The sequence below is a fragment of the Ruegeria sp. HKCCD4884 genome, assembly GCF_013110855.1.
In the GTDB taxonomy this organism is placed as follows: domain Bacteria; phylum Pseudomonadota; class Alphaproteobacteria; order Rhodobacterales; family Rhodobacteraceae; genus Ruegeria.
The window spans coordinates 168,988-192,670 of the sequence record NZ_WVRJ01000003.1; the positions used below are offsets into that span (position 1 = coordinate 168,988).

Here is a 23,683-nt window from a genome sequence, read left to right on the forward strand (position 1 = left end):
GCATGGACTTGCACAGCACCTTTCCGGGCATCCCGGACCTGAAACGCCGCGCGCGCCGCCGTTTGCCGCATTTCGTGTGGGAATATGTCGAAAGCGGAACAGGTTCGGAAACGGCCCTGCTGCGCAACCGCAAAGCGCTGGATGACGTTCGCCTTGCTCCTTCCATCCTGCACGGAGAGTTGGAGTTTGATACGACAAAGACGATTCTGAACCGTATTTGTGCTTTGCCCTGCGGGATCGCGCCCATTGGAATGTCCGGGTTGGTCTGGCCGAATGCAGAGCGTTTGTTGGCGCAGGCCGCCGCGCAGGCGAAGATTCCCTATACCCTGTCGACCGTCGCAAGTCAGAGCCCGGAGGATCTGGCCCCGTATCTCGGACCAGATGCGTGGTTTCAACTGTACCCACCGAGGGATCCAGATATTCGCAAGGATATGCTGGACCGTGTACGTGACGCCGGTTTTCGTACGCTTGTCCTGACAGTAGACGTTCCCGTCGCATCGCGCAGGGAAAGGCAAACCCGCTCTGGCTTAAGACAGCCGCCAAAGCTGACACCGCGCTTACTTGCACAGATCGCGATGCGGCCTGCCTGGGCGATGGGTATGCTGCGCAATGGCGTGCCGCATATGCGCACTCTGGACAAGTATATCGAAGATCCGGGCGATCTGCCGCCGACGGCCCATATTGGGTACCTGTTGAGGACATCGCCGGGGTTGGACTATGTATCGTGGCTGCGCGATCATTGGGACGGAGGCTTTGTGGTAAAAGGCATCTTGCGTCCCGAAGATTCTGACAGACTGGAACGGGTTGGTGTGGACGCCCTGTGGGTCTCGAATCACGGAGGTCGCCAATTTGACGCAGCCCCGGCCAGCATTGAAGCTCTTCCAGCTATTCGCGACGCCACCAATTTACCGCTAATATTTGACAGCGGTATCGAAAGTGGCCTGGATGTACTGCGCGCGCTTTCCCTGGGCGCCGATTTTGTCATGCTTGGCCGCGCTTTTTTGTACGGGTTGGCGGCACTTGGCCCTCACGGCCCCGTGCATGTCATCGATATTCTGAGACAGGATCTGCACGCCAATATGGGTCAGATGGGTCTGGCGACACTGTCTCAAATTGAGAGATTATGTTAATAATTTGATGCTGCAGCGCGGCATGCGTATAAGGCTACAGCGGCCAAAGGGCGTTTGCGAGCGGTAACATGCCGGTTCTACCCAGAAGAACGGATATACCTGCGCGTATTGTTCGCCCAATAACACGCCCATACACAAAAGACCGGGACTTAATATGACAGACTTCACCAAGATCCTGATTGCCAACCGCGGCGAGATTGCGATTCGCGTTATGCGCGCAGCGAACGAGATGGGCAAACGCACTGTTGCTGTCTTTGCCGAAGAGGACAAGCTTGGCCTGCATCGTTTCAAGGCCGATGAGGCCTATCGCATCGGCGAAGGCATGGGCCCGGTTGCTGCATATCTGAGCATTGACGAGATTATCCGCGTGGCCAAGGAGTGTGGCGCGGACGCGATCCATCCGGGCTATGGCCTGCTGTCCGAGAACCCGGATTTCGTGGATGCCTGTGTGCAGAACGGGATCACCTTTATTGGCCCCAAAGCTGAAACCATGCGCGCCCTGGGAGACAAAGCCAGTGCGCGGCGTGTGGCGATTGAGGCTGGCGTTCCGGTCATCCCCGCAACCGAAGTGTTAGGTGATGACATGGACGCGATCCGGGCCGAGGCCGCCGAGATCGGTTATCCGCTGATGCTCAAGGCCAGCTGGGGCGGTGGTGGTCGGGGTATGCGCCCGATCGAGTCCGAGGACGAATTGGAAGAAAAGGTGCTGGAAGGCCGTCGCGAGGCCGAAGCCGCCTTTGGCAATGGTGAGGGCTATCTGGAAAAGATGATCACCCGCGCCCGCCACGTCGAGGTTCAGATACTGGGCGACAAGCATGGTGAGATTTATCACCTTTATGAGCGTGACTGCTCGGTCCAGCGCCGCAACCAGAAGGTGGTCGAACGCGCCCCTGCCCCATACCTGTCCGAAGAGCAGCGCGCTGAGATCTGTGAACTGGGGCGCAAAATCTGCGCCCATGTGAACTATGAGTGCGCGGGCACTGTCGAGTTCCTGATGGATATGGAAACCGGCAAGTTCTATTTCATCGAAGTGAACCCGCGCGTGCAGGTGGAGCACACTGTCACCGAGGAAGTCACCGGTATCGACATCGTTCAAGCACAGATTCTGATCGCAGAAGGCAAGACCCTGGCCGAAGCCACAGGCGCTGCCAGCCAGGCGGATGTGCATCTGAACGGCCATGCGCTGCAGACCCGGATTACGACCGAAGACCCACAGAACAACTTCATCCCCGACTATGGCCGCATCACCGCCTATCGCTCGGCCACCGGCATGGGCATTCGTCTGGATGGCGGCACCGCCTATGCGGGCGGGGTGATCACGCGGTATTACGACTCGCTGCTGACCAAGGTGACGGCCAAGGCCCCGACGCCTGAGGCCGCAATTGCCCGCATGGACCGCGCCCTGCGTGAATTCCGCATTCGCGGTGTCAGCACCAATATCGACTTTGTCATCAACCTGCTGAAACACCCAACTTTCCTGTCGAATGAATACACCACCAAGTTTATCGACACGACACCCGATCTGTTCGCGTTCAAGCGCCGCCGCGACCGGGGCACCAAGGTTCTGACCTATATCGCGGACATTACGGTGAACGGGCACCCCGAGACAAAGGATCGCCCCGAACCGCGCGCCGACTTGAAAGAGGCCAAGCCCCCCGCGCAAAAGGCCGAACCACAAATGGGCACCCGCAACCTGCTGGAGCAAAAGGGCCCGCAGGCCGTGGCCGATTGGATGAAGGCGCAGCGTCAACTGCTGATCACCGACACCACCATGCGCGACGGGCATCAGTCACTGCTGGCGACCCGGATGCGGTCGATCGACATGATCAAGGTTGCTCCGACTTATGCGGCCAACCTGCCGCAGCTGTTCAGTGTAGAATGCTGGGGTGGCGCAACGTTCGACGTCGCCTATCGGTTCCTGCAGGAATGCCCGTGGCAGCGTTTGCGCGACCTGCGCGAAGCGATGCCGAACCTGATGACCCAGATGCTGCTGCGTGGAGCAAACGGGGTCGGCTACACCAACTACCCCGACAACGTGGTGCAGGAATTCGTGCGCCAGGCGTCCAAGAACATTGATGTCTTCCGCGTGTTCGACTCGCTGAACTGGGTTGAGAACATGCGTGTGGCGATGGACGCTGTCGTCGAGAACGGCAAGATCTGCGAAGGCACGGTTTGCTACACGGGCGACATCCTTGACCCGGATCGGGCCAAGTACGACCTGAAGTATTATGTCGGCATGGCGAAAGAGCTGCGCGACGCAGGTGCGCATATCCTTGGCCTGAAAGACATGGCGGGTCTGTTGAAACCGGCCTCGGCCAAGATCCTGATCCGCGCGCTGAAAGAAGAGGTCGGCCTGCCGATCCATTTCCACACCCATGACACCGCCGGTATCGCCAGCGCGACCATTCTGGCCGCGTCCGATGCGGGTGTGGACGCCGTGGACTGCGCGATGGACAGCTTCTCGGGCAACACGTCACAGGCAACGCTGGGCACCGTGGTCGAGGCCCTGCGCCACACCGACCGCGACACCGGGCTGGACATCAAGGCAATCCGCGAGATCAGCGACTACTTCGAAGCGGTTCGCGGACAGTATGCGGCGTTTGAATCCAGCCTGCAGGCCCCGGCGTCCGAAGTGTATCTGCACGAGATGCCCGGCGGTCAGTTCACCAACCTCAAGGCGCAGGCGCGCAGCTTGGGTTTGGAAGAGCGTTGGCACGAGGTCGCCCAGATGTATGCCGACGTGAACCAGATGTTCGGTGACATCGTGAAAGTGACACCGTCTTCCAAGGTTGTCGGCGACATGGCGCTGATGATGGTCAGCCAGGGCCTGACGCGCGACGATGTGGAAAGCCCGTCGACTGACGTGGCCTTCCCCGACTCGGTCGTGGACATGATGCGTGGCAATCTGGGTCAGCCTCCGGGCGGATTCCCTGACACGATCATCAAGAAGGTTCTGAAGGACGAAGCCCCCAACACCCAGCGCCCCGGCAAGGACGTGCCTGCGGTCGATCTGGAAGCCACGCGTGCCGAACTGTCCAAGCAATTGGAAGGCAAAGACGTCGATGACGAAGATCTGAACGGCTACCTGATGTATCCCAAGGTGTTCCTGGACTACATGGGTCGCCACCGGATCTATGGCCCGGTCCGTACTCTGCCCACGCGCACGTTCTTCTATGGAATGGAGCCGGGCGAGGAAATCACGGCCGAGATTGACCCGGGCAAAACGCTGGAAATCCGCTGTCAGGCGATTGGCGAAACCGATGAAAACGGCGAAGTCCGTGTGTTCTTTGAACTGAACGGCCAACCGCGCGTGATCCGGGTTCCGAACCGGATGGTTGCATCAAGCACACAAGCCCGGCCCAAAGCCGAAGTCGGCAACCCCAACCATGTCGGAGCCCCGATGCCTGGTGTTGTGGCCACCGTCGCCGTGACTGCCGGTCAACAGGTCAAGGAAGGCGACATGCTGCTGACCATCGAAGCGATGAAGATGGAAACCGGCATTCATGCCGAGCGTGATGCAACGGTCAAGGCCGTTCACGTCCAGCCCGGCGGCCAGATTGACGCTAAGGACCTGCTGGTCGAACTGGAATAACCGGTTTAGCATTTTAAGATTACAAGGGCCGTACGGGGAACCGGGCGGCCTTTTTCATTGACGGAAAGGAGACACACCTTGCTTTCAATCACTCCGATCTATGCGGCCCTGATCGCAGTTCTTTATGTGACGCTCAGCGTCAAAGTGATTCTGCAGCGTCGCAGTGACAAAATCTCGGTCGGGGATGGCGGCAGCAAAATGATGATCAAGGCGATAAGGACCCATTCCAATTGCGCCGAATACGCGCCTATCGGCCTTTTGCTGATTGCGATGGTTGAGTTGCAGGGCGCGGGTGGCTGGCTTGTGCATCTGCTGGGCCTGACGTTGCTGGCTGGACGTCTGTTGCACGCTTACGGGTTTGGCAGAACCCCGCAAATCATCATCCTACGACAGATCGGGATGGGGCTGACTTTCACTTCGATATTGATAGCTGCCATTGCGAATCTGGTTTTGGCGCTCTGACCATCTGCGGGATCAACTTGCCAAAACTCGCGTATCAACCGCCGGAGCTTGAATCAGAACCGGCTCGATCTCTGCCACCCTGTTTTCGTCCTGCGTGCAGATCACCGTTGTCAGCACGATCAAAACAGCCAACACCGCCATTTTCAGGTCTGTTGTTTTCGCCATTTCCTTCACTTAGCCCCTCTTGTTTTGTGATGCTCTGAAAATAGAACGCGCCTGAGGCGCATTTCCGTCGAAAGATTTTTCCTCTTTTTTGTGTTTTTCCGCTTGCAGCCCCGCGTGGGAATTTATACATCCCTCCTCACTCAAAGGCGCGGGCGTAGCTCAGGGGTAGAGCATAACCTTGCCAAGGTTAGGGTCGGGCGTTCGAATCGCCTCGCCCGCTCCATTGAGAGGTCTTTGGACCACATATGTATCTGATGCGGGCGTAGCTCAGGGGTAGAGCATAACCTTGCCAAGGTTAGGGTCGGGCGTTCGAATCGCCTCGCCCGCTCCAGATACCAAACTTTCTCAACATGCTGGTTCTTTACGCCACGTTGCGCCATTCTGATTGCATTACGCAATGCAGGATTACCCCATGTCTGATTATACCATTCGCCCGCTCACTGCCGCCGAAGTCCAGCACGCCGTAGATTGGGCCGGGCGCGAGGGATGGAACCCCGGCGTACATGACGCCGAGTGCTTTCGACCAACAGACCCGGACGGGTTCCTGGGTGGGTTCCTGGAAGGAGAGATGATTTCGTCGGTCTCGGCGGTGAATTACAACGCCGATTTCGCGTTTCTGGGCTTTTACATCGTGAAACCCGAGTTCCGGCACCATGGTCACGGGCTTGAGATCGCACAACATGCGCTTGCTCATTGCGGCGGTCGTAACATGGGTCTGGATGGGGTTGTCGAGCAACAGGACAATTATCGCAAGTCAGGCTTTACCTTTGCTTATAACAACTACCGATTTGCCGGAACAAAAACGCGGATGCTGGCGAAGCTGGGTACATCATCGAATGATCACGTCGCGGATCTGAGCAGCGCGTCAGATGAATTGAAAGCCTATGACCGCGACATGTTTCCCGCTTCACGCGATTTGTTCCTTGAAAGCTGGCTCAGCGCTTACAATCACGTATCAAAGGTCTATTCCGACAATGGCAGAATCCGAGGCTACGCAACGCTGCGCCCTTGCCTCACCGGGTACAAGGTTGGTCCGCTATTTGCGGACAATGCCGACATTGCAAGGGTTCTGTTAGCGGCGCTGCTGACGGCGATTCCCGAAGACCACAACGAGCATGAGGTTTTTGTGGACATGCCACAGCCCAACACATCAGCCTTCGCTTTGGCCGACGCGCTTGGGTTGGACAAAGTGTTTGAAACCGCCCGGATGTATTCCAGCCATCAGCCGGATATCGATCTGGACCGAATCTTTGGCGTGACGACGTTCGAGCTGGGCTAGAACGCCTTGAACGTCATGGTGGTCAAGGAGCGTTCGATGTTGGGAATAACCAACAGATGTTCGTTGATAAAATGGCCCACATCCTCGGTTTCGGGGATGTAGAGCTTGAGCAGAAGGTCGTATTCGCCGCTGGTGGAATACAGCTCGGAATGAATTTCGCGCAGGGCGATTTCCTCGGCCACCTTGTAAGTGGTGCCGGGTTTGCAGCGGATCTGGATGAAAACGCAGGTGGACATGGTGTGACCCCATCGGTTCGTGTTGCTTGCAAGCTGACACGGGGCACAGCCGGGCGCAATCCCCTGCAACAGTTTGGCCTGAATGCCACCTATGGTCTGGATAAGGCTACCCAACCCCGTCTATAAGCGCGCCTGTAGCAAAAGGAATTCGCCCATGCGCAGCGCTTCGATCAGCCGCAAGACCGCCGAAACCGAGATCTCGGTCCAGGTCAATCTGGATGGCACCGGCACCTATGACAACCAGACCGGTGTTGGCTTCTTTGACCACATGCTGGATCAGCTGGCGCGCCATTCGCTGATCGACATGACGATCAGCGCCAAGGGTGATTATCACATTGACGACCATCACACGGTCGAAGATACCGGCATCGCGCTGGGTCAGGCACTGACACAAGCTTTGGGCGACAAGAAAGGTATCCGCCGTTATGGCGAATGCCATCTGCCCATGGATGACGCGCAAGTGCGCTGTGCGCTGGATCTGTCGGGCCGTCCGTTCTTGATTTGGAATGTAGACTTGCCGACGCCTAAGATTGGCTCGTTCGACACCGAACTGGTGCGGGAGTTCTTTCAGGCCCTGAGTACCCATGGTGGCATCACCCTGCACATCGACCAGTTGCACGGCTTCAACAGCCACCACATTGCCGAGGCTGCGTTCAAAGCCGTCGCGCGTGCGCTGCGTGATGCGGTCGAAACAGACCCCCGCAAGGCGGATGCAATTCCGTCGACTAAAGGCGCGCTGTAAATGCTGACTGCCATTATCGACTACGAAAGCGGCAATCTTCACTCGGCAGAAAAAGCCTTTCAGCGCATGGCGCAAGAGGTCGGCGCCGGTGAGGTTGTTGTGACCTCGGACGCTGATGTTGTCGCCCGGGCGGACCGTTTGGTTTTACCCGGAGATGGAGCCTTTCCCGCATGTGCAGCTGAACTGCGTGGGCACAAGGGCATCTATGACGCGATGGTCGAGGCGGTTGAACAGAAAGGTCGCCCGTTTCTGGGAATATGCGTTGGGATGCAGCTGATGGCCTCTAAGGGCCATGAGTACAGCGAAACCGAAGGTTTGGGCTGGGTTGCGGGCGATGTTGTCCTAATCGAGCCTTCGGATGCTACCCTGAAAGTCCCCCACATGGGCTGGAACAATCTGGTCTTGGAAAGCGATCACCCAGTGTTCAACGGGGTGAAAACTGGCGATCACACTTATTTCGTCCACTCCTACCATTTTCGTGTGAACGACCCAGCACAGCGGCTGGCTTACGTGGACTATGGGCAAGAGGTCACGGCCGTGATCGGCCGCGACACGATGGTTGGGATGCAGTTCCACCCCGAGAAAAGTCAGGATGTTGGTCTGCGTATGCTGGGCAATTTCCTGACCTGGACACCCTGAGGATTACTGGACGCGCGTCCAGGTCTGACCCCGGCAGATCAAACCGCCAGCCACACACCCCTTGACGGTCAGCTTGTTCTGGCCGTCCAGCGACATTTTCGAATTGTAAGTCTTGTCGCGGTCCGGGGCCCAGATCTTACCGCTGTCATAGCTGCCGCCACCTTCAGGGACCATGTCCCAAATTATCTGTTTGCCCAGATTTTCATATTCCAACTGCTGGTTGCCATCTGCGTCAAATGCGCTGTCGATGGTGCCGCAAATCGCGCTCCCGCATTCAGAAATCGTGACATGCAGGTAACCGCCCGTGTCGCCAGGTGCGGTCTTCCACAAACCGTCGACAGGATCTGCTGCCAAAGCGCCAGTCGCAAGAAGCGACAAGCCCGCTGCAAAAGTGAATTTCTTCATGGTTTTCTCCCTGTTTTGAGGGCAGTCTGACCCGCCAAGGACCGACGGGCAAGAATGACCCAGCGTCGCGTTGCATCCCCTGCCCTGCCTGTGCGATATCCCACGCGTGTAACACAGATATAGGGCCGCTCGACATGATCCTCTACCCAGCCATCGATCTCAAAGACGGCCACGCCGTGCGCCTGCTGCGCGGTGAAATGGACAAGGCCACTGTGTTCAACGAAGACCCAGCCGCACAGGCTCGTGCCTTTTTCGAGGCCGGATGTGAGTGGTTGCATTTGGTGGATCTGAACGGCGCATTTGCGGGTGAGCCGGTCAATGCCGCCCCGGTTGAGGCGATTCTGAAAGCCTGCGACGTGCCTGCTCAGTTAGGCGGTGGTATCCGGGACATGGCCACGATCGAAACATGGATTGACAAGGGATTGGCGCGGGTCATTTTGGGTACAGTTGCGGTTGAAAACCCTGATCTGGTGCGCGAAGCGGCCAAAGCCTTCCCCGGCAAGGTCGCCGTGGGCATCGATGCGCGCAACGGCATGGTGGCGACCAAAGGCTGGGCCGAGGAGACTGATGTTCAGGTCACCGATCTGGCCCGCAGTTTCGAGGACGCAGGTGTCGCAGCCATCATTTATACCGACATCAACCGGGACGGCGCGATGCAGGGACCGAATGTCGAGGCCACCGCCGCGCTTGCACAGGCCGTATCCATCCCAGTTATCGCCTCGGGCGGTGTCAGCTCACTGGAAGACCTGATTGCTTTGCGCGATTGCGGTGTCGAGCTGAACGGCGCGATCTCGGGCCGGGCGCTCTATGATGGCGCGATCGACCTGGCTGAGGCCATTCGCGCCCTGTCTTGATGGATTACTGCGCGGCGGCGGCAGTCAGCTTGGCCAGTGCGCCGCGCATCTTTTCGATGACGGGTGAGTTTTCAACATCATCCAGTTCATCCATTGTTTCCTTGGGGTCTTCATAGGCCAGCCAGACCTGACCGTTGGCGTCCTCATAGGCCTGAACCTTAAGCGGCAGGAACAAACCGGCGCGTGGGTCGATCTGCATCGCGGGCGTGCCCAGCGCTGGATTGCCAAAAATCAGCACCTGATTGGCGGGAATGGGTGTACCGACCTTTTCCGCACCAGCTGCGTGGTCAATGCGGGCAAACACAGTGGCACCGGCATTGCCAATTGCAGCTTCCAGCGCATCCAGCGCTTCAGAAACGGATTTATCTGTTTGTACTTTGATGATGTCGTCAGCCATGGCGGACAGCGCGCCTCCGAACGTGAGAATTGAAGCAAGTATCAGTGTTCGCATATCGGATTTCCTTTTGTGAAATTCACCCCAATTGTCTCAAGTTTCACAATTCTCACAATCACAAGTCTGGCATCGGCAAAGCTTTGCCTGATTAAGAACGTCAAATTTACCCTCAAATTCGCGAACAATCCGGGCGAAAGTCCAACATTTCACCCACTCAAGCCCCAATTCAGCCGGAATTCGCGCCTAATTTACGCCTCAAACGATCCAATTCAGGTGGCGCGCGTGAGTTTTTCCAGCATTGATGTCCCGAACACATCCAGATTCAAAACCGCAACGGTTGCGATCTTCTGTGCGGCGATCTTTACAAGCGCGAGCTTGCTGTTCTTTGTGCAGCCCCTGTTTGCGAAACTGGTTCTACCCAAGATCGGAGGCGCACCGGCAGTCTGGACAACTGCGATGCTGTTCTTCCAGATCGTCCTGATTCTCGGCTACGTCTATGCGCACCTTTTAACCAAATACCTGCCGTTGCGCTGGCAGATCATTACACATTTCGCCTTTTGGGTCGCAGCGCTGACCTTTTTGCCGCTGTCCACCAGCGATATATGGAGCTACGACGCATCAACATCTACCGCGCTGCAAACGCTCGGCTTGTTTGCCATGGGCGTTGGTGTGCCATTTGCGGTTCTGTCTGCAAACGCGCCTTTGTTGCAGGCGTGGTACGCCAAATCGGGCGGGCCGTCGGCTGATGATCCCTATTTCCTGTACAGCGCCAGTAACGTTGGGTCTTTGCTGGCCTTGTTGGCCTTCCCTCTGGTCGCTGATCCGTTCTTCGGGGCAGGTGAAATCAGCTTTGCCTGGTTGATCGGGTTCGTCCTTTTCGGGGCACTATTACTCGGTAGCGGGTTGATCGCACTGCAAGGGTCTCGACAGGCCGAGACTTCAACGCGAGCAGCGCTCAAAACCAGTTTTCCAGCTCTGAAACAGATCGCCGTCTGGGTGTTTGTTGCCTTCATCCCCTCGTCTTTGATGTTGTCCTTCACGACACGGGTCAGCACGGATCTTGGCGCACTCCCACTAATCTGGGTTGTTCCTTTGGCGGTTTACATCCTATCCTTCGTCATTGCATTCGCCAAGTGGAAACACTTGACCCTGGATGCGTTGAACGTGCCAATGCTCGTTGCACTGGCTGTTGGCGTCGTGCTGGTGTCCAAGGTGGTCAGTGAACATGACGCACCTGTGGTCATCCTGCTCTACGTCCCCGTTCTATTCGTTGTCGCACTCTTCGCACACCGCATGCTCTACGACATGCGCCCGTCAGCCGAACAATTGACGGTGTTCTACATCGCCCTGTCCGTGGGCGGCGCAATCGGTGGGTTATTCAACTCGATTGTAGCGCCACTTGCCTTCACCCGAGAGCTTGAGGCGCCGATCACCATGATTCTGGCAGGGGGATTGTTCCTTGTTCGAGCACCCGTTTTTGCGTTGCGCCATGTCATCATTGGCGCCGCGGCCAGCGTATTCATCCTTGTCACCGCAGGTGCAACTCGCAGCATTGCGGCCCTGAGCGAAGACATTCCCCGCGCAGGCGCGCTGTTCGTGCTTATCTTTGCGGTTCTGTATCTATTCCGGGCTCAAGCCCTGCGCATCCCGGTCGTACTTGCCATCGTTTTGCTACCAGCCTTCGCAGTCAAGAACGATCCGGTTTTCGAAGATCGCAGCTTTTTTGGCGTGCATTCGGTCTATTCCAGCGCCGGCTACCGCGTCTACAAAAACGGCACCACGGTACATGGCTGGCAGCGCGAATCGGAATACGGTACACGGCCAACGCCGCTGTCTTATTATCACCCCGAAGGCCCGATGGCGCAGGTGATCACCTCTGAGTTTGGCAAACAATCTGACAGCATCGGAATTGTTGGCCTGGGCACAGGTGCGTTGGCCTGCTACCGCCAACCTAGCCAAAATTGGGATTTCTTCGAGATTGACGCAACCGTCGATCAGATCGCGCGCGATCCGTCGCTGTTCACTTACCTGTCTGAATGCACGCCCGATTCAGAAACACATCTGGGTGACGCCCGGATCGTACTGGAACAAATGCCGTTTGCCTTCGATATCCTTGTTCTGGATGCCTACAGTTCAGACGCGATCCCTCTGCACTTGATTACGCAGGAGGCGGTTGAGATGTATACGCGTCGCCTGAGTGAAGACGGAGTTCTGGTGTTTCATATCACCAACCGCTTCTACGATCTGGTTCCGCCATTGGCTCGCATTGCCGACAGCCTGAACCTGACAGCCGCGCATCAGCGGCTGGCCGTGGGCGAAGAGCAGGTTGAAACCGGGGCCGCCACCAGCAGTGTGGTAATCCTGAGCCCCGACGCGACCCGGATTAACGGTTTCGTGCAAGGTGGGAACTGGCAAATCGTCGAGACTGACGGCGCGCAACCCTGGACCGACGACAAGGCCAACCTGCTTTCAGCACTTAAGTTGCTGAAGGAAGGGGACAGCTAAAGCGGTTCTTCATGCGCCCGTGGCCCGCGCAATCCGGGCCATAGGCGTCAAAACGTCTGTGGCATCACTGGCGCTTTGCCGGTAAAGGTCCGGCAACAAAGGACGCCCACATGCTAAAAACCCGGATCATCCCCTGCCTTGATGTTGCTGACGGCCGCGTGGTCAAAGGCGTGAACTTCGTCGGCCTGCGCGATGCAGGAGACCCTGTAGAGTCAGCGAAAGCGTATGACGCCGCTGGAGCGGACGAAATCTGTTTTCTGGATATCCACGCGACGCACGAAAACCGCGGCACTATGTTTGATGTGGTGCAACGCACGGCCGAGCAATGCTTTGTGCCACTGACAGTGGGCGGTGGCGTGCGCACCAAGGATGATGTGCGTGCCCTGTTGCTGGCAGGGGCGGACAAGGTCAGTTTCAACTCGGCAGCCGTCGCCAACCCGGATGTGATCGCGGAATCGGCGGACCAGTTCGGCAGCCAATGCATCGTTTGCGCCATCGACGCCAAGACCGTCAGCCCCGGAAAGTGGGAGATTTTCACCCATGGCGGACGCAAGCCCACCGGTATTGATGCGGTCGAATTTGCCAAAACAGTTGTTGCCAAAGGGGCCGGGGAAATCCTTTTGACCTCGATGGATCGTGACGGCACCAAGGCAGGCTTCAACCTGCCCCTGACCCGCGCCATTTCCGACGCGGTGAATGTGCCGGTGATCGCCAGCGGCGGCGTCGGTAATCTGGACCATCTGGTCGAAGGTGTCACCAAAGGCGGTGCAAGCGCCGTACTGGCTGCTTCGATCTTCCATTTCGGCGAATACACCATCCGCGAGGCCAAGGAACACATGGCCGCTGCGGGCATTCCCATGAGGCTGACATGAGCATCCTGCACGATCTGGCCCGGACGATTGAAGACCGCAAAGACGCAGACCCGGACTCCAGCTGGACAGCCAAGCTGCTGGCCAAAGGTCCCGAGAAATGCGCCGAGAAGTTTGGCGAAGAAGCCGTTGAGGCGATCATCGAGGCCGTCAAGGATGACAAAGCCAAGCTGACCTCTGAGGCGGCTGATGTTCTGTATCACCTTCTGGTCATGTTGGCCGCGCGGGACGTGGCGCTGGATGATGTCCTGACCGAACTGGCACGTCGTCAGGGCGTCAGCGGCATCGCAGAAAAGGCGTCCCGCCCCAAGGGGTAACGCCTGGGTTCCGCGCTGCTGTTTAGGCCGCTATACTCGGACGTCAGATTGGCAGGCCGAGGGCGCGACATGATCCGAGTTTTGATGCTTGTGGCAACGCTTGCCATTGCTGCGGCCTGCTCTGCGCCACCACCCTCGACCGGGGACGAGGTTCAACGGCTGGCAACTCAAATCCAAAGCTTGGGTCCCGATGTAGATCCCGACGAAGCCCAACGCGCGGCGCAAGTCGCTTATGCCTACACCGCGCAACTTGTCGATGAATACCAGATCACCGATCCGCCATTGATCCACAATACAAAGGTCAACAAGGGTCTACGCCCGCGCGGCTTATGCTGGCACTGGGCCGAAGACATTGAGCGCCGCCTGAAACAGGAAAACTTTCAAACGTTGGAGATGCATCGCGCGATCGCCAATGCCGACAATCCGTTTAGGATCGACCACAGCACGGCAATCATCAGCCGCAAGGGGGAATCGCTGTACGACGGTGTTGTGCTGGACCCGTGGCGCTATGGTGGAATTTTGTTCTGGTCTCCACTGGTCGAGGATACCCGATACGAGTGGGTGCCGCGCGACGTGGTGCTAGAGAAACGGCGGCAGGAACAGGTGGCCCGGTTGAAACCCTATCAGCCCACAACGCCCTAAAGCTTGGACGAGATAATCCCAGTCGAAAACCCGCCCATACGCAGTTCGCCAAACAGGCGCTGATATTCGATCTTGGGACAGCGGTTCATCACCACCTCCACACCGCGGGCTTCGGCGAGGGCGGCTGCTTCGGGGTGTTCGACACCGATTTGCATCCAGATCGTGCTGAGGGAAGGGAAGGCCGCCAATGCTTCGTCAACAATAGGCGGCACAGCTTCGGACCGCCGGAAAATGTCGACCATGTCCACTGACCCGGATATCTCTGACAAACTGCCACGCACCGTCTGGCCAAACAGTTCCTTGCCCGCGTGTCCCGGATTGACGGGGATCACATCGAACCCCTTCAGCGAAAGATAGCGCGCCACGTAAAAGCTGGGCCGCACAGGGTTCATTGACACCCCAACAACGGCAACCGTCTTGGTCCGTTGCAGAATGTTCTTGAGGTGCTGATCGGAATAGTCTGGCATACCCTATCCTTAACAGGGTTCCCAAAAGAAAAAAGCGCCCAAGAAACCTTGGGCGCCAGTTGTTGGAACGAGGGACAGTGAAATGACCCGCGGCAGTTCCGTTCCGCGGTCACTGTGACATTTAGGCATGAGTTGGTTAAAAAAAAGAGGGGGCGCGCATTTTTGTGATGACTTTTCACAATTAGCTGATTCTCGCCTATTTCTGATACAAGATCACAGGCCAGTTTTCTTCTGCCATTTCAATGTACTCGGCCCTGTCTTGCCGCCACATCACTTCGATCTGCGGTGAATGCGTCAGGTACAGTCGACCATCGACAACCTGCCATGCGTTGGGATCCGTACTTTTCAGGACGCCGTTGGCCATCGCGTAAGAACAATATCCACCAAACTGCGGAGCAAAAGCGCGCGGGTTGCTTTCAAAACGCTCGCGGTTTTCGGCTGACGAAAAGTGCCATTTTGCCCCTTTCCACATCACCGCGTTTTCCGGGGCACCCATCACAGGCGTCGCGCCTTCGAAATAGGTCACGGGGTCATACCCGGCCAAGGCCACGCCTTCGGTGGCGAAATAAACGGGTTTATCCTGCGCAAACGCGACAGAAGAAAGGAAAAGGGCGCTCAGCGCGCCAAGGATGGTACGTCGGATCAGCATCGTCATGTCAGAATCTGCGTTCTTGAGAGTATCAAGATGCAAGTTTTCACGGGCAACGGAAGCCCTGTTGACAAGGATGTGATCGAGTTTCAACGCCAGGGAGATCAGTCGAAAATATCCTCAATCACATCCCAAGCCTCGTCGAACACGCGCGAGAACATGCTCTTTTTCTTCTTTTTGCGTTTCGCCTTAGGAGGCACCACATGAGACACAGCAGGTCGCGCCGGTTTGGTCTTCCCAGCCTTGCGCTTTGGCAGCATCTTCAAATCATGCAGCGGCGCACCGCAGCTTGAACAACTAAGCTCATGCCGCTCTTTTCCTTTCAGGACCAGAGCCGCACGGGTCCCGCAATAACAGCAGGTGGCGATTTTGGATGGGCCGGAAATGACGCTCTCCTTTGCTCAGGGACGAGATGCATATAAGGCGATTGCCGCCGCGTTTGAGACGTTCAGCGACCCAAACCCACCTGCTGCGTCAATTTTCACCAACTGATCCACCGTCTCTTTGGTTTTTTGCCGCAAGCCTGGGCCTTCCGCGCCAAGCACAAGGGCCACAGGGCGATCACGCCCCTCGCCCAGCGCGCCTTCGATCGTCACCTCGGCTTCGCCGTCCAGTCCAAGAACCAGAAAACCCATGCCCTGAAGTTCGATGATCGCATCCGCAAGATTGCGCACCCGCAGATAAGGTTGACGCTCAAGTGCGCCGCTGGCGGTTTTGGCCAGTGCGCCCGTTTCAGGTGCAGAGTGATGGCGCGTACCAATCACGGCGCTGGCCCCCAGAACTTCGGCTGAACGCAGAATCGCCCCGACGTTATGCGGATCGGTCACGCGATCCAGCAGGATGACGCGCGGGTTTTCCCGACCGATACAGTTTTCAGCCAGACCGCCCCAATCCAACGGTTTGACCTCAAGCGTCGCACCCTGGTGAACCGATCCCGCATCGATGGGCGCGGAAAACTTGCGCGGATCAACCACTTCGGCCTCGATCCCTGCAAAATCAATAGCTTCCGCCAGCTTGTCCCGCGCGTTTCGGGTCACGATTAAGCGCAATTTCTGACGATTTGGATTCATCAAAGCATCCCGAACCGCATGCAAGCCAAACAGCCAGACGGTTTCGGCGGCAGCAGCTTTGCGCGCCTGTTCCTTTTCGACGACCCATTTGGGTTTCTTCATTTTAGGGGCCTCCGGGCCGAGAATTCGGTTTCCTGCGTCAAAGCGGAATTTTCCTGTTGACGCTCCTTTGGTGCGCTAGTAATCACGCCTCCACGTCAGGTGCAACGCCTGACAGTGGGCGACAGGCCGCAAGGTGTGGCAGGGGACTGTAACTCCCTCGCGGAGACGCACGCCTGGTTCGATTCCAGGGTCGCCCACCATCTTCCAAAGATGCGTGATTCATTGCAACCTGCTGTTAATTCGGCAGGGTTTCCCATTCCTGTACAACAGCGCCGTCGCGCACAGCCAAAACCTTGCCGAATTGGTTCAACACCGCCTCGCTTTGTGTCGGGCGCAGCAAGGCAATTTCGCCGGGTTGTACAATACTTGACGCCGGGCCTGTCCAGACCTCCTGATTGCTGGATCGACCGAAGATTGAGGAATAGGAAAATCCCTCTGGATAAACCGGTTGCGCAAGAAAATGCCCGCCAAACACGGCAACATCCGTCTTGCGTCGCGGTAGGAACTCTAACCCGGGCAAAGCATTGCCGGGCATGGTCTTGAGTATTGGCGTCGCGATAAAAGCTGCAGGTTGAAAAGCCGCTGTCGAAGGATGGTCGAAATCCGAAGGCTTGACGAGAACCGAACCAAAGGCGACCTCGGTTGCGGAACCGGTTGCGCCATAAGCCTGAAAGGTCAGGCTGCCACCTGTATTTAGGCACAGCCCTGCGCCGCTGTGGGGCAGAGCTGCAACGGCTTGGCGATAGGCTTCGGCGCAGCGCCGCTCGGCTTGGGGCCTGAACAAATAAGGCAGCTTCGCCAGATGCGCCTCATATCCCATCGCGCCGCTCAACTGCGCCAACGGGTGTGCGACAATCGTTTTTACTACACTGGCAACCTGATCCGCGCTCAGGCCACCGCGATGCAACCCAATGTCCAATTCAAGCGACAAACGCAAAGACAAGCCGGTCTGGTCCGCAAGCGTCAGATAGTCCTGCAAGCGTTCTGGGGTGTCGATCAGCCACTGCACCCGTTCTGCGGCATCGGGGTTTGCCTGAAGCACACGCGCAGCAGAGCCAACGGGCAAAGGCTTGCCAATCAGGTGATCGGTGCCACCTTCGGCTTGCAACAAGGCGGTCAACATTGGTTCTGAGAACGTCATAAGCCCCGAGGTTGGGATCAGACTCCGGATTTGATCCAAAAGCGGCAAGCAGGGCAAAGATTTAGCAACCAAGCGTTTCTCAAGCCCAACATCAACACCGGCCATGGCCATCGCGCAATTGGACTCGAGCCGGTTCAGGTCAATTGCGATGACCGGATGATCCACACCGTAGTTTCGCAGCGATTGCGACAGACTGGCGACATACGGGTCGTTCATGGCTGAATCAGCTTCGACAAGGCAGGTGTCAGGAACTTGCCCTGCGGATCAAGCTGTTCACGCAAGGCGCAGAAGCGGTCGAAATCGGGGTAAAGGCCGGATAGTTCCCGGTATGTCAGGCTGTGCATCTTGCCCCAATGCGGGCGACCTCCGGCCTCGACAAAAAGCGGTTCCAGCGCGTTGAAATAGCGACTGTGGTCCTCATCCGCATCCGTGTGAATAGCAACAGAGATACGCGGGCCGCCCTGAAACGGCGAAAGGCACGCAGTGTCGCCTGCGGTCTGTCGTACCTCAATAGGGAAATAGATGTCCTTGTGGTCCCGTTCGAGACGGCGGAACACCTCAGCCAACACGTCGCTGGCGACCTCAGGGGGCAAGTGATACTCCATCTCTTTAAAGCGGATATGCCGGTCACTGCACAGAACCCGCCAGCTTTCGCCTACATAATCCTCGTCGGATTGCGCCATCGTCAAAAGTCTAAGCAATGCTGAGCGCAAACCACCGCTGAACCGCCCTGCGTTTCGGGCAAGTTTCAGAACCTTGACCGCCAGCATATCCAGATCACGCGGGGCCTTGGTTTCGGGCGCGTCGACCACTGAATGGCGAAGTTCGACGGCCTTGCCAGTAAAAGGAATGTAGAAAAATTCGAAGTTTCGGTTCTCAGCCCAGTTCTTGTGCATGTTCGCCAGACACTCAGGTAAATCGGTCAGTGTGACCTGACGGCGCAGATTGTACTTGGGCACAACATTGATGCGGGCTTCGGTCAGAACACCCAGCAACCCAAGCGTTACCTGTGCGATGTCCAAAGGAATATCGGCTGAGGTTAGGGTCTCACCGCTTGCACCGACAAAGCGCACATCCGTGATTTCTGCGGCAAGACAGGGCAACTCGCTCCCCGTGCCATGGGTCGCGGTCGAAACCGCCCCAGCCAGCGATTGAGTATTGATGTCGCCAAGATTGCGAAAAGCCAGCCCCCGGTCAGCCAAAGCAGGGGACAGATCGCGCAGGCGTGCGTTGGCGTTCACCCAGACCTGCCCGTCCTCAGCCGCACCGATTGTTGGGGCCTCAAGCTGCGACAGGTCCAGAATACGCTCGGCCCCTGCCACAATAGGTGTGAAAGAATGGCCCGCGCCAACGACCCTCAGGGTCTGAGGCGACATTACAGCGCGTTGCAACGCATCCAGTGTTGTCGGACGCATGACCGCAGTATTTGTGTTTTCGTTTCCTGCCCAGTTTGACCACATTCAGCTCATCCTCCGTAATGCGAGGATTGCAGCCCGAAGTCAGCGAAACAAGGCAGGGAATCAGCGTGTTACGTGACGTGACTTGGCTTAGGCCGCGGTGGCCTGCTGCGCGTTTACGCGCTCGAACCAAGCGACGATTGCGCTCAGGTCCGAGTCCAGCTGTTCCGCATCACCACCTGTGAAGTCCTGAAACTTCTCACTGTTCAGACCGTTCACACCCACTAGGACCGGGATGTCCTGTGCCAATGCTTCAGCGATCACCGGGCGAAACCCGCGGCCATCGGCCTCGTGCTTGCCGAACTTGTTGATGATCAACAGTTGAGGTGCGTCAGACAACGACGACGTTACATAGCCAACCGCCTGCTCCAGTGCAGCCGGATCCAGACGGCAACCGCGCGACTGTGTTCCCAGCGATTGCGAAATGCGGATGGTCTCTCCTTCGGGCAGCACGCGCACATCCATATCGCATTTGCTGCTGTCCGCACATTCGGTGTTGGTTTGAACAACGCCCGCCAATTTCGCGCCCGAAGCCAGCAGGTGTTCTGCTACAGCGCTTAACAGGCGATCAGTGGCACCGCGATCGGTGGTGGTGACATAGGCCAGATTCATCTTGGACCTCTTGTTTTTCATTGCGACATTTCAAATAGCACGCTCAGGTGCGTCCGACCACTCCCCCAGCTACGGAAGCGGAGACAGGCCGATCACAGGTGCGTGCAGGTGAAGTAGAACCGCATAAGCGGCCAATGCGGACAGCCAAACCCAGGGGCGCGGCCAAGGACGCGGCGCGCGGAGTGAAAAGCGCGCAGTATTTCGCGACAAACGAATCCATTCCATGCCCATTTCGCTATGTTTGCGGCGGTCGATCAAGGCCATGCCCATGGCCGCGAAACCGGCAAACAGGCCAAACAGGATGACATGCGACAGGCTGCCATTGGCCAGCAAGTGCGCCAATGCCCACATCATCAACGCGGCAAGGACCGGATGGCGGGTGGTGCGCAAGATACCAGGCTTCTCAGGATCAAAGGTCCGGTTGCCAAGCCCGCCGAACGAGAACGGATTTTGAATGGCAAGCCCCGCAAGGGCCAGCCAACAGACAACCGGCATGATCAAGACCGGCACCCAACGCAATACAGGAAACGGTGGAATGACCTCCACATAAGGTGCGTTTGCGGCTGCAATGATCAGCCAGGCCAGCACAGCCAGCGACAGGATGGAATACCCTGCAAAGTACCCACGATGCCCCAGCGTTCCGATCAACCACCCGCGCACCGTCGGCCGCACGGGAATCGCGTGACTGAGAAGAAATGTGACAAGCGCTGCAAGGAATAGAATCCAACCGGTCATGGTGATCTCCGAACGTATTGGGATCGGTCTAGATCAGGATGGCGGTGGGTTCCTTGTCCGAAATCAAGTTTTGCGCGGGGGCGGACATGCCGCCCATGCCCTGTATTAAAGGCCAAGTGCCGCGCGGCGTTCTTCGGCAAAGCCCTGCACGATGCGGTCTGCGATCAGTGCCAGAATCGCCATCGCAGCCCCGGCTGAGATCCCCAGCCCGACATCCGCCTGACCCAGCGCCAGATAGATCGACTGCCCCAAGCCAGTGGTCCCGATCAATGCCGCGATGACCAGCATCGCAAAGGCATAAAGGATGGTCTGGTTCAGCCCCAGCAGTATGGTCGGTGCAGCATAAGGCGCACGAACGTCTCGCATGATCTGCCACTCGGTCGCGCCGCTGGAGATTGCGGCCTCCATCATTTCCTCTGGCGTGTTGACCAGCCCGTGCCGTGTGTAACGGATCATCGGGACAATCGCGTAGGCACAAATTGCGAGGAACGCTGAAAATTCACCGATCTGGAACACCATCAGCACGGGGATCAGGAACACAAACAATGGAATCGTCTGCAACATATCGCAGATCGGGCGAACCACTTTCCAAACCGGCTCCCAAACAGCGCTGGCAAGGCCGATCAGACCGCCGACGACTGCGCAGGAAAACACTGCCGCACCACTGAGGTAGAGCGACAGAAGCGCCCTTTCCCAAAGACCCGAAACGAGAATGGTGCAAAGAAGCCCCACGCAAAGCGCCGCAAGACGCCACCCACCTGCGACCCAGCCCAAAGCAGCTGCGCCAGTCAGCACAAAGGGCCAAGGCAGGTTGGCAATGCCTGTTTCCAGCATGCCAATCAGGATCAGAACAATCAGCCCACCCGTTAGCCGCCCGCGCCACGCCATCAAAAGCACAATCACGGCACCTACGGCGAACAGGCCATAGCTCATGCCCGCTGTCCACTGAAAGCCCCAGGTGAAAGGCAGAACTGCCTGATCCAGCCCGATCCGCAACGGCAGCAGCACATAGAACAGCGAGTTGTTCTTAAGCGCATCAAGCCACGGGCCGTTGTTTTGCGTAAACTCCGTCAGGCCGCTGTCCACAGCTTCGGCCATTGGGTCCAGTAGGGTCAGCTCGGACGGGTTCGGCAGCCGCGCCCAGAAGGCGGCCGTGAAGACAACTGCAAAGCCCAGCATCGCCCAGACAACGCGGCTGTCATAGCGTTTGCGCTCGGTTGCCAGCGTGCCGCTCATCCGGTCGATCACCACGGCAAAGACCACGATGACCAGACCAGCCATCAGCGATTCACCGAACTGGGCCTTGCGCATGGTCAGCAGAACCTCCCACCCGATATCGTTGAAACCTCCGATAACGGCGGCAATGATGACCATCGACAGAGCGGCCATTAGACATTGGTTCACACCGACCATGATCTGCGTTGTGGCAGCAGGGATTTCGACCTGAAACAATTGCTGGAACCGGGTGCCACCAGACATGATGGCGGCTTCTTTGATCTCGGGCTCGACCCGCTCCAACCCCAACATCACATTGCGCGCCATAGGCGGCGCAGCGTAGATGGCCGAGGCGATCAGGCCAACAACAGGCCCAAAGCCGAACAGCAGCAAAAGCGGTGTCAGATACGCAAAAGTCGGCACCGTCTGCATCACATCCAGAACGGCTTGAACAAAGGTTTTAACCTTCGGCACTTCATTGGCAAGGATGCCGATACCACCCCCCAAAATAAGTGCCACCGGGACCGACACGGCAACAAGGGCCAGCGTATTCATACTCTCAGCCCAATACCCCGACGCCAGAACGAAACTAAGCCCCAGAAAACCCAACGCGGCCATGGGTAAGCCGCCCAGATACCACCCCAACGCGGTCACAATACCGATCAGAATGGGCCATGGCGTATTGCCTAACACGAAATTCGCCCAGTTCATTGGATAGGTCATCATGTCCGAGAACAGCCGCATCGCTGGTTTGATCAGGTTGAGAAACCAGTCAAGAAATGCCCCGACCCATTGGGTTGCAGGCAGTTCCCATGCTGCAGGCCATTTGACCAGCCACGGGGCGATGCCCTCAAGCGCAAGGCAAACCGCACCGACGGTGACCGTGATCAGCGCGGCTTTCGCGCCCGCTGTCACCTGCGCGCTGCGTTGCGTCGGAAGATCAGTGACAGCGGTCATGCTTCGTCCACCTGCAATGCGGCGGCCAGATCCGAGGGATGTACCGTGCCAACGACATTGCCTTTGGCATCCCGCACCGGCACGGGCTCGTACAGTTCCATGCAATGCGCAAGAGCGGCATCCAGCGTCATCGAAGTGGTCAGGCCGGGATCGTCTGGGCCACATTCCGCCTCGCTCCGCATGACCGAAGCGACCTTGGCGTGCTGACCCTTGGCCACATCCTTGGAAAACTCGCGCACATAATCGTCAACCGGTCGCAGCACGATATCAGTTGGGGTACCGATCTGAACGATCTTGCCGTCGCGCATGATCGCGATGCGGTCAGCGAGTTTCAGCGCCTCTTGAATATCGTGGGTGATGAAGACGATAGACTTCTTCAATGTCGCCTGAATGCGCAGAAACTCGTCCTGCAACTGGCGACGGATCAAGGGGTCAAGGGCCGAAAACGGCTCATCCAGAAACCAGATATCGGGGTTCACGGCCAACGACCGCGCTATACCCACACGCTGACGCTGACCCCCGGAAAGCTGGCGGGGGAAACTGGCTTCGCGACCTTCAAGTCCAACAAGTGAGATGACTTCTTGCGCTCTTGCCAGACGCTCCTTTTTGCTCACGCCCTGCACGCGCAGCGGATAAGCCACGTTTTCGGCAACAGTCATGTGCGGGAACAGGCCAAAGTGCTGGAACACCATGCCCAGCTTCTTTCGGCGCAACTCGGTCAGCGCCTTCTTTGAGGCTCCGATAACATTTTCACCGTCCACCCGAATCTCGCCACCCGTGCCGGGCAACAGTTGCGAGATACAACGGATCAAAGTGGATTTGCCCGAGCCCGACAGGCCCATGATGACGAACAACTCGCCTTCTTTGACCTCGAAATTGGCATCCTGCACCGCCGGGATGAACCCGTTTTCCCGCAGATCAGAGGCGGCTTTGTCAGCGTCATTCCCTGACCGAGACAGCGCGTCGGTCAGGGCCTTGTCAGCGCCGGGGCCAAAGACTTGCCAGAGACTCTGGCAGGCAATGGCTGGCGTCGTCGTATCAGTCACT

Annotated in this window: 25 protein-coding genes and 3 tRNA genes; 14 read left to right on the top strand and 14 right to left on the bottom strand. The window is 57.6% G+C overall.

The annotated features are described in order from the left end of the window. Window positions 1–2 precede the first annotated feature (2 nt). From GS636_RS05600 to GS636_RS05610, 3 genes are all read left to right on the top strand, one after another. Window positions 3–1,130 carry an alpha-hydroxy acid oxidase gene (locus GS636_RS05600; protein ID WP_171668747.1) on the top strand — a complete coding sequence of 376 codons (1,128 nt, stop codon included), beginning with the start codon at window positions 3–5 and terminating at the stop codon, window positions 1,128–1,130. 154 nt (window positions 1,131–1,284) lie between these two features. Then, the gene (locus GS636_RS05605; protein ID WP_171668748.1) at window positions 1,285–4,722 is read left to right on the top strand and encodes a pyruvate carboxylase; all 3,438 of its coding nucleotides are present in this window, start codon (window positions 1,285–1,287) and stop codon (window positions 4,720–4,722) included. Window positions 4,723–4,800: 78 nt separating this feature from the next. Beyond that, complete coding sequence (locus GS636_RS05610; RefSeq protein WP_171185016.1) at window positions 4,801–5,184, top strand: MAPEG family protein; 384 nt, start codon at window positions 4,801–4,803, stop codon at window positions 5,182–5,184. Window positions 5,185–5,196: 12 nt separating this feature from the next. Here the strand turns inward: GS636_RS05610 and GS636_RS05615 are convergent, their stop codons facing one another. Then, window positions 5,197–5,349: a hypothetical protein gene (locus GS636_RS05615; protein WP_171185018.1), complete on the bottom strand. Its 153-nt coding sequence runs from the start codon at window positions 5,347–5,349 to the stop codon at window positions 5,197–5,199. 148 nt (window positions 5,350–5,497) lie between these two features. Between GS636_RS05615 and GS636_RS05620 the strand changes: the two genes are divergently transcribed. The 3 genes from GS636_RS05620 (at window position 5,498) to GS636_RS05630 (ending at window position 6,628) form a co-directional block, all read left to right on the top strand. Continuing rightward, window positions 5,498–5,572 (top strand) — tRNA-Gly (locus GS636_RS05620). A 33-nt stretch (window positions 5,573–5,605) separates the two neighbouring features. Beyond that, window positions 5,606–5,680: transfer RNA gene (locus tag GS636_RS05625), tRNA-Gly, on the top strand. Between the two features lie 81 nt (window positions 5,681–5,761). Next, window positions 5,762–6,628 carry a GNAT family N-acetyltransferase gene (locus tag GS636_RS05630; protein ID WP_216602833.1) on the top strand — a complete coding sequence of 289 codons (867 nt, stop codon included), beginning with the start codon at window positions 5,762–5,764 and terminating at the stop codon, window positions 6,626–6,628. Here GS636_RS05630 and GS636_RS05635 read toward each other — a convergent pair. Further along, window positions 6,625–6,864, bottom strand: a complete 240-nt coding sequence (locus GS636_RS05635) for an Lrp/AsnC family transcriptional regulator (protein WP_050602861.1) — start codon at window positions 6,862–6,864, stop codon at window positions 6,625–6,627. The genes GS636_RS05630 and GS636_RS05635 overlap by 4 nt on opposite strands. 154 nt (window positions 6,865–7,018) lie before the next feature. Between GS636_RS05635 and hisB the strand changes: the two genes are divergently transcribed. Beyond that, a complete protein-coding gene (hisB, locus tag GS636_RS05640; protein WP_171092381.1) occupies window positions 7,019–7,606 on the top strand; it encodes an imidazoleglycerol-phosphate dehydratase HisB in 588 nt (195 codons plus the stop codon). After that, the gene (hisH, locus tag GS636_RS05645) at window positions 7,607–8,245 is read left to right on the top strand and encodes an imidazole glycerol phosphate synthase subunit HisH (RefSeq protein WP_171185022.1); all 639 of its coding nucleotides are present in this window, start codon (window positions 7,607–7,609) and stop codon (window positions 8,243–8,245) included. A 3-nt stretch (window positions 8,246–8,248) separates the two neighbouring features. Here the strand turns inward: hisH and GS636_RS05650 are convergent, their stop codons facing one another. After that, entirely contained in the window at window positions 8,249–8,650 is a 402-nt protein-coding gene (locus GS636_RS05650) for a DUF2147 domain-containing protein (protein WP_171092385.1), read from the bottom strand. Window positions 8,651–8,784: 134 nt separating this feature from the next. Here GS636_RS05650 and hisA point away from each other — a divergent pair, with 134 nt between their 5' ends. Then, on the top strand, window positions 8,785–9,504 hold the full coding sequence (gene hisA / locus GS636_RS05655; protein WP_171668750.1) for a 1-(5-phosphoribosyl)-5-[(5-phosphoribosylamino)methylideneamino]imidazole-4-carboxamide isomerase: 720 nt from the start codon (window positions 8,785–8,787) through the stop codon (window positions 9,502–9,504). Between the two features lie 4 nt (window positions 9,505–9,508). Here the strand turns inward: hisA and GS636_RS05660 are convergent, their stop codons facing one another. After that, window positions 9,509–9,955 (bottom strand): DUF302 domain-containing protein, encoded by a 447-nt coding sequence (locus GS636_RS05660; protein ID WP_253762656.1) that lies wholly within the window; start codon window positions 9,953–9,955, stop codon window positions 9,509–9,511. Window positions 9,956–10,180: 225 nt separating this feature from the next. Between GS636_RS05660 and GS636_RS05665 the strand changes: the two genes are divergently transcribed. The 4 genes from GS636_RS05665 to GS636_RS05680 all read left to right on the top strand — a co-directional run bounded on the left by GS636_RS05665 (window position 10,181) and on the right by GS636_RS05680 (window position 14,231). Continuing rightward, window positions 10,181–12,403 (top strand): spermidine synthase, encoded by a 2,223-nt coding sequence (locus GS636_RS05665; RefSeq protein ID WP_371808695.1) that lies wholly within the window; start codon window positions 10,181–10,183, stop codon window positions 12,401–12,403. Between the two features lie 110 nt (window positions 12,404–12,513). After that, complete coding sequence (hisF, locus tag GS636_RS05670) at window positions 12,514–13,275, top strand: imidazole glycerol phosphate synthase subunit HisF (RefSeq protein ID WP_171185026.1); 762 nt, start codon at window positions 12,514–12,516, stop codon at window positions 13,273–13,275. Continuing rightward, entirely contained in the window at window positions 13,272–13,589 is a 318-nt protein-coding gene (locus GS636_RS05675) for a phosphoribosyl-ATP diphosphatase (RefSeq protein WP_171092391.1), read from the top strand. The genes hisF and GS636_RS05675 overlap by 4 nt, the downstream gene beginning before the upstream one ends. A gap of 69 nt (window positions 13,590–13,658) precedes the next feature. Beyond that, the gene (locus GS636_RS05680; RefSeq protein WP_171668751.1) at window positions 13,659–14,231 is read left to right on the top strand and encodes a hypothetical protein; all 573 of its coding nucleotides are present in this window, start codon (window positions 13,659–13,661) and stop codon (window positions 14,229–14,231) included. On the opposite strand, the gene GS636_RS05685 is transcribed toward GS636_RS05680, so the two are convergent. The 4 genes from GS636_RS05685 to rlmB all read right to left on the bottom strand — a co-directional run bounded on the left by GS636_RS05685 (window position 14,228) and on the right by rlmB (window position 16,519). Further along, a complete protein-coding gene (locus GS636_RS05685) occupies window positions 14,228–14,698 on the bottom strand; it encodes a CoA-binding protein (RefSeq protein WP_171668752.1) in 471 nt (156 codons plus the stop codon). The two genes, GS636_RS05680 and GS636_RS05685, sit on opposite strands and share 4 nt — an antisense overlap. A 196-nt stretch (window positions 14,699–14,894) precedes the next feature. After that, window positions 14,895–15,353, bottom strand: a complete 459-nt coding sequence (locus GS636_RS05690) for a YHS domain-containing (seleno)protein (RefSeq protein WP_171668753.1) — start codon at window positions 15,351–15,353, stop codon at window positions 14,895–14,897. Between the two features lie 98 nt (window positions 15,354–15,451). Next, complete coding sequence (locus GS636_RS05695) at window positions 15,452–15,733, bottom strand: hypothetical protein (RefSeq protein WP_171668955.1); 282 nt, start codon at window positions 15,731–15,733, stop codon at window positions 15,452–15,454. Between the two features lie 15 nt (window positions 15,734–15,748). Beyond that, entirely contained in the window at window positions 15,749–16,519 is a 771-nt protein-coding gene (gene rlmB / locus GS636_RS05700) for a 23S rRNA (guanosine(2251)-2'-O)-methyltransferase RlmB (RefSeq protein WP_171668754.1), read from the bottom strand. A gap of 116 nt (window positions 16,520–16,635) precedes the next feature. On the opposite strand from rlmB, the gene GS636_RS05705 reads away from it, so the two are divergent. Beyond that, window positions 16,636–16,719 (top strand) — tRNA-Tyr (locus GS636_RS05705). Window positions 16,720–16,754: 35 nt separating this feature from the next. Here the strand turns inward: GS636_RS05705 and GS636_RS05710 are convergent. From GS636_RS05710 to GS636_RS05735, 6 genes are all read right to left on the bottom strand, one after another. Beyond that, window positions 16,755–17,876: an alanine racemase gene (locus tag GS636_RS05710; protein ID WP_171668755.1), complete on the bottom strand. Its 1,122-nt coding sequence runs from the start codon at window positions 17,874–17,876 to the stop codon at window positions 16,755–16,757. Beyond that, complete coding sequence (locus GS636_RS05715; RefSeq protein WP_171668756.1) at window positions 17,873–19,120, bottom strand: D-arabinono-1,4-lactone oxidase; 1,248 nt, start codon at window positions 19,118–19,120, stop codon at window positions 17,873–17,875. Before GS636_RS05715 ends, GS636_RS05710 begins: the two co-directional genes overlap by 4 nt. 87 nt (window positions 19,121–19,207) lie before the next feature. Further along, window positions 19,208–19,729, bottom strand: coding sequence for a DUF2478 domain-containing protein (locus GS636_RS05720; RefSeq protein ID WP_171092651.1), 522 nt, complete (start codon window positions 19,727–19,729; stop codon window positions 19,208–19,210). Between the two features lie 69 nt (window positions 19,730–19,798). Then, on the bottom strand, window positions 19,799–20,464 hold the full coding sequence (locus GS636_RS05725; protein WP_171668757.1) for an NnrU family protein: 666 nt from the start codon (window positions 20,462–20,464) through the stop codon (window positions 19,799–19,801). A 105-nt stretch (window positions 20,465–20,569) separates the two neighbouring features. Then, window positions 20,570–22,636 (bottom strand): proline/glycine betaine ABC transporter permease, encoded by a 2,067-nt coding sequence (locus GS636_RS05730; protein WP_171185041.1) that lies wholly within the window; start codon window positions 22,634–22,636, stop codon window positions 20,570–20,572. Next, window positions 22,633–23,682: a betaine/proline/choline family ABC transporter ATP-binding protein gene (locus tag GS636_RS05735; protein ID WP_171668758.1), complete on the bottom strand. Its 1,050-nt coding sequence runs from the start codon at window positions 23,680–23,682 to the stop codon at window positions 22,633–22,635. The genes GS636_RS05730 and GS636_RS05735 overlap by 4 nt, the downstream gene beginning before the upstream one ends. Window position 23,683: the final 1 nt, after the last annotated feature.

Bases quoted from the DNA above. Each gene is read 5' to 3' on its own strand.
- GS636_RS05600 (WP_171668747.1), top strand. From the start codon at position 3: ATGGACTTGCACAGCACCTTTCCGGGCATCCCGGACCTGAAACGCCGC.
- GS636_RS05605 (WP_171668748.1), top strand. From the start codon at position 1,285: ATGACAGACTTCACCAAGATCCTGATTGCCAACCGCGGCGAGATTGCG.
- GS636_RS05615 (WP_171185018.1), bottom strand. From the start codon at position 5,349: ATGGCGAAAACAACAGACCTGAAAATGGCGGTGTTGGCTGTTTTGATC.
- GS636_RS05630 (WP_216602833.1), top strand. From the start codon at position 5,762: ATGTCTGATTATACCATTCGCCCGCTCACTGCCGCCGAAGTCCAGCAC.
- GS636_RS05635 (WP_050602861.1), bottom strand. From the start codon at position 6,864: ATGTCCACCTGCGTTTTCATCCAGATCCGCTGCAAACCCGGCACCACT.
- hisB (WP_171092381.1), top strand. From the start codon at position 7,019: ATGCGCAGCGCTTCGATCAGCCGCAAGACCGCCGAAACCGAGATCTCG.
- hisH (WP_171185022.1), top strand. From the start codon at position 7,607: ATGCTGACTGCCATTATCGACTACGAAAGCGGCAATCTTCACTCGGCA.
- GS636_RS05650 (WP_171092385.1), bottom strand. From the start codon at position 8,650: ATGAAGAAATTCACTTTTGCAGCGGGCTTGTCGCTTCTTGCGACTGGC.
- hisA (WP_171668750.1), top strand. From the start codon at position 8,785: ATGATCCTCTACCCAGCCATCGATCTCAAAGACGGCCACGCCGTGCGC.
- GS636_RS05660 (WP_253762656.1), bottom strand. From the start codon at position 9,955: ATGCGAACACTGATACTTGCTTCAATTCTCACGTTCGGAGGCGCGCTG.
- hisF (WP_171185026.1), top strand. From the start codon at position 12,514: ATGCTAAAAACCCGGATCATCCCCTGCCTTGATGTTGCTGACGGCCGC.
- GS636_RS05675 (WP_171092391.1), top strand. From the start codon at position 13,272: ATGAGCATCCTGCACGATCTGGCCCGGACGATTGAAGACCGCAAAGAC.
- GS636_RS05680 (WP_171668751.1), top strand. From the start codon at position 13,659: ATGATCCGAGTTTTGATGCTTGTGGCAACGCTTGCCATTGCTGCGGCC.
- GS636_RS05685 (WP_171668752.1), bottom strand. From the start codon at position 14,698: ATGCCAGACTATTCCGATCAGCACCTCAAGAACATTCTGCAACGGACC.
- GS636_RS05690 (WP_171668753.1), bottom strand. From the start codon at position 15,353: ATGACGATGCTGATCCGACGTACCATCCTTGGCGCGCTGAGCGCCCTT.
- rlmB (WP_171668754.1), bottom strand. From the start codon at position 16,519: ATGAAGAAACCCAAATGGGTCGTCGAAAAGGAACAGGCGCGCAAAGCT.
- GS636_RS05710 (WP_171668755.1), bottom strand. From the start codon at position 17,876: ATGAACGACCCGTATGTCGCCAGTCTGTCGCAATCGCTGCGAAACTAC.
- GS636_RS05715 (WP_171668756.1), bottom strand. From the start codon at position 19,120: ATGTGGTCAAACTGGGCAGGAAACGAAAACACAAATACTGCGGTCATG.
- GS636_RS05720 (WP_171092651.1), bottom strand. From the start codon at position 19,729: ATGAATCTGGCCTATGTCACCACCACCGATCGCGGTGCCACTGATCGC.
- GS636_RS05725 (WP_171668757.1), bottom strand. From the start codon at position 20,464: ATGACCGGTTGGATTCTATTCCTTGCAGCGCTTGTCACATTTCTTCTC.
- GS636_RS05730 (WP_171185041.1), bottom strand. From the start codon at position 22,636: ATGACCGCTGTCACTGATCTTCCGACGCAACGCAGCGCGCAGGTGACA.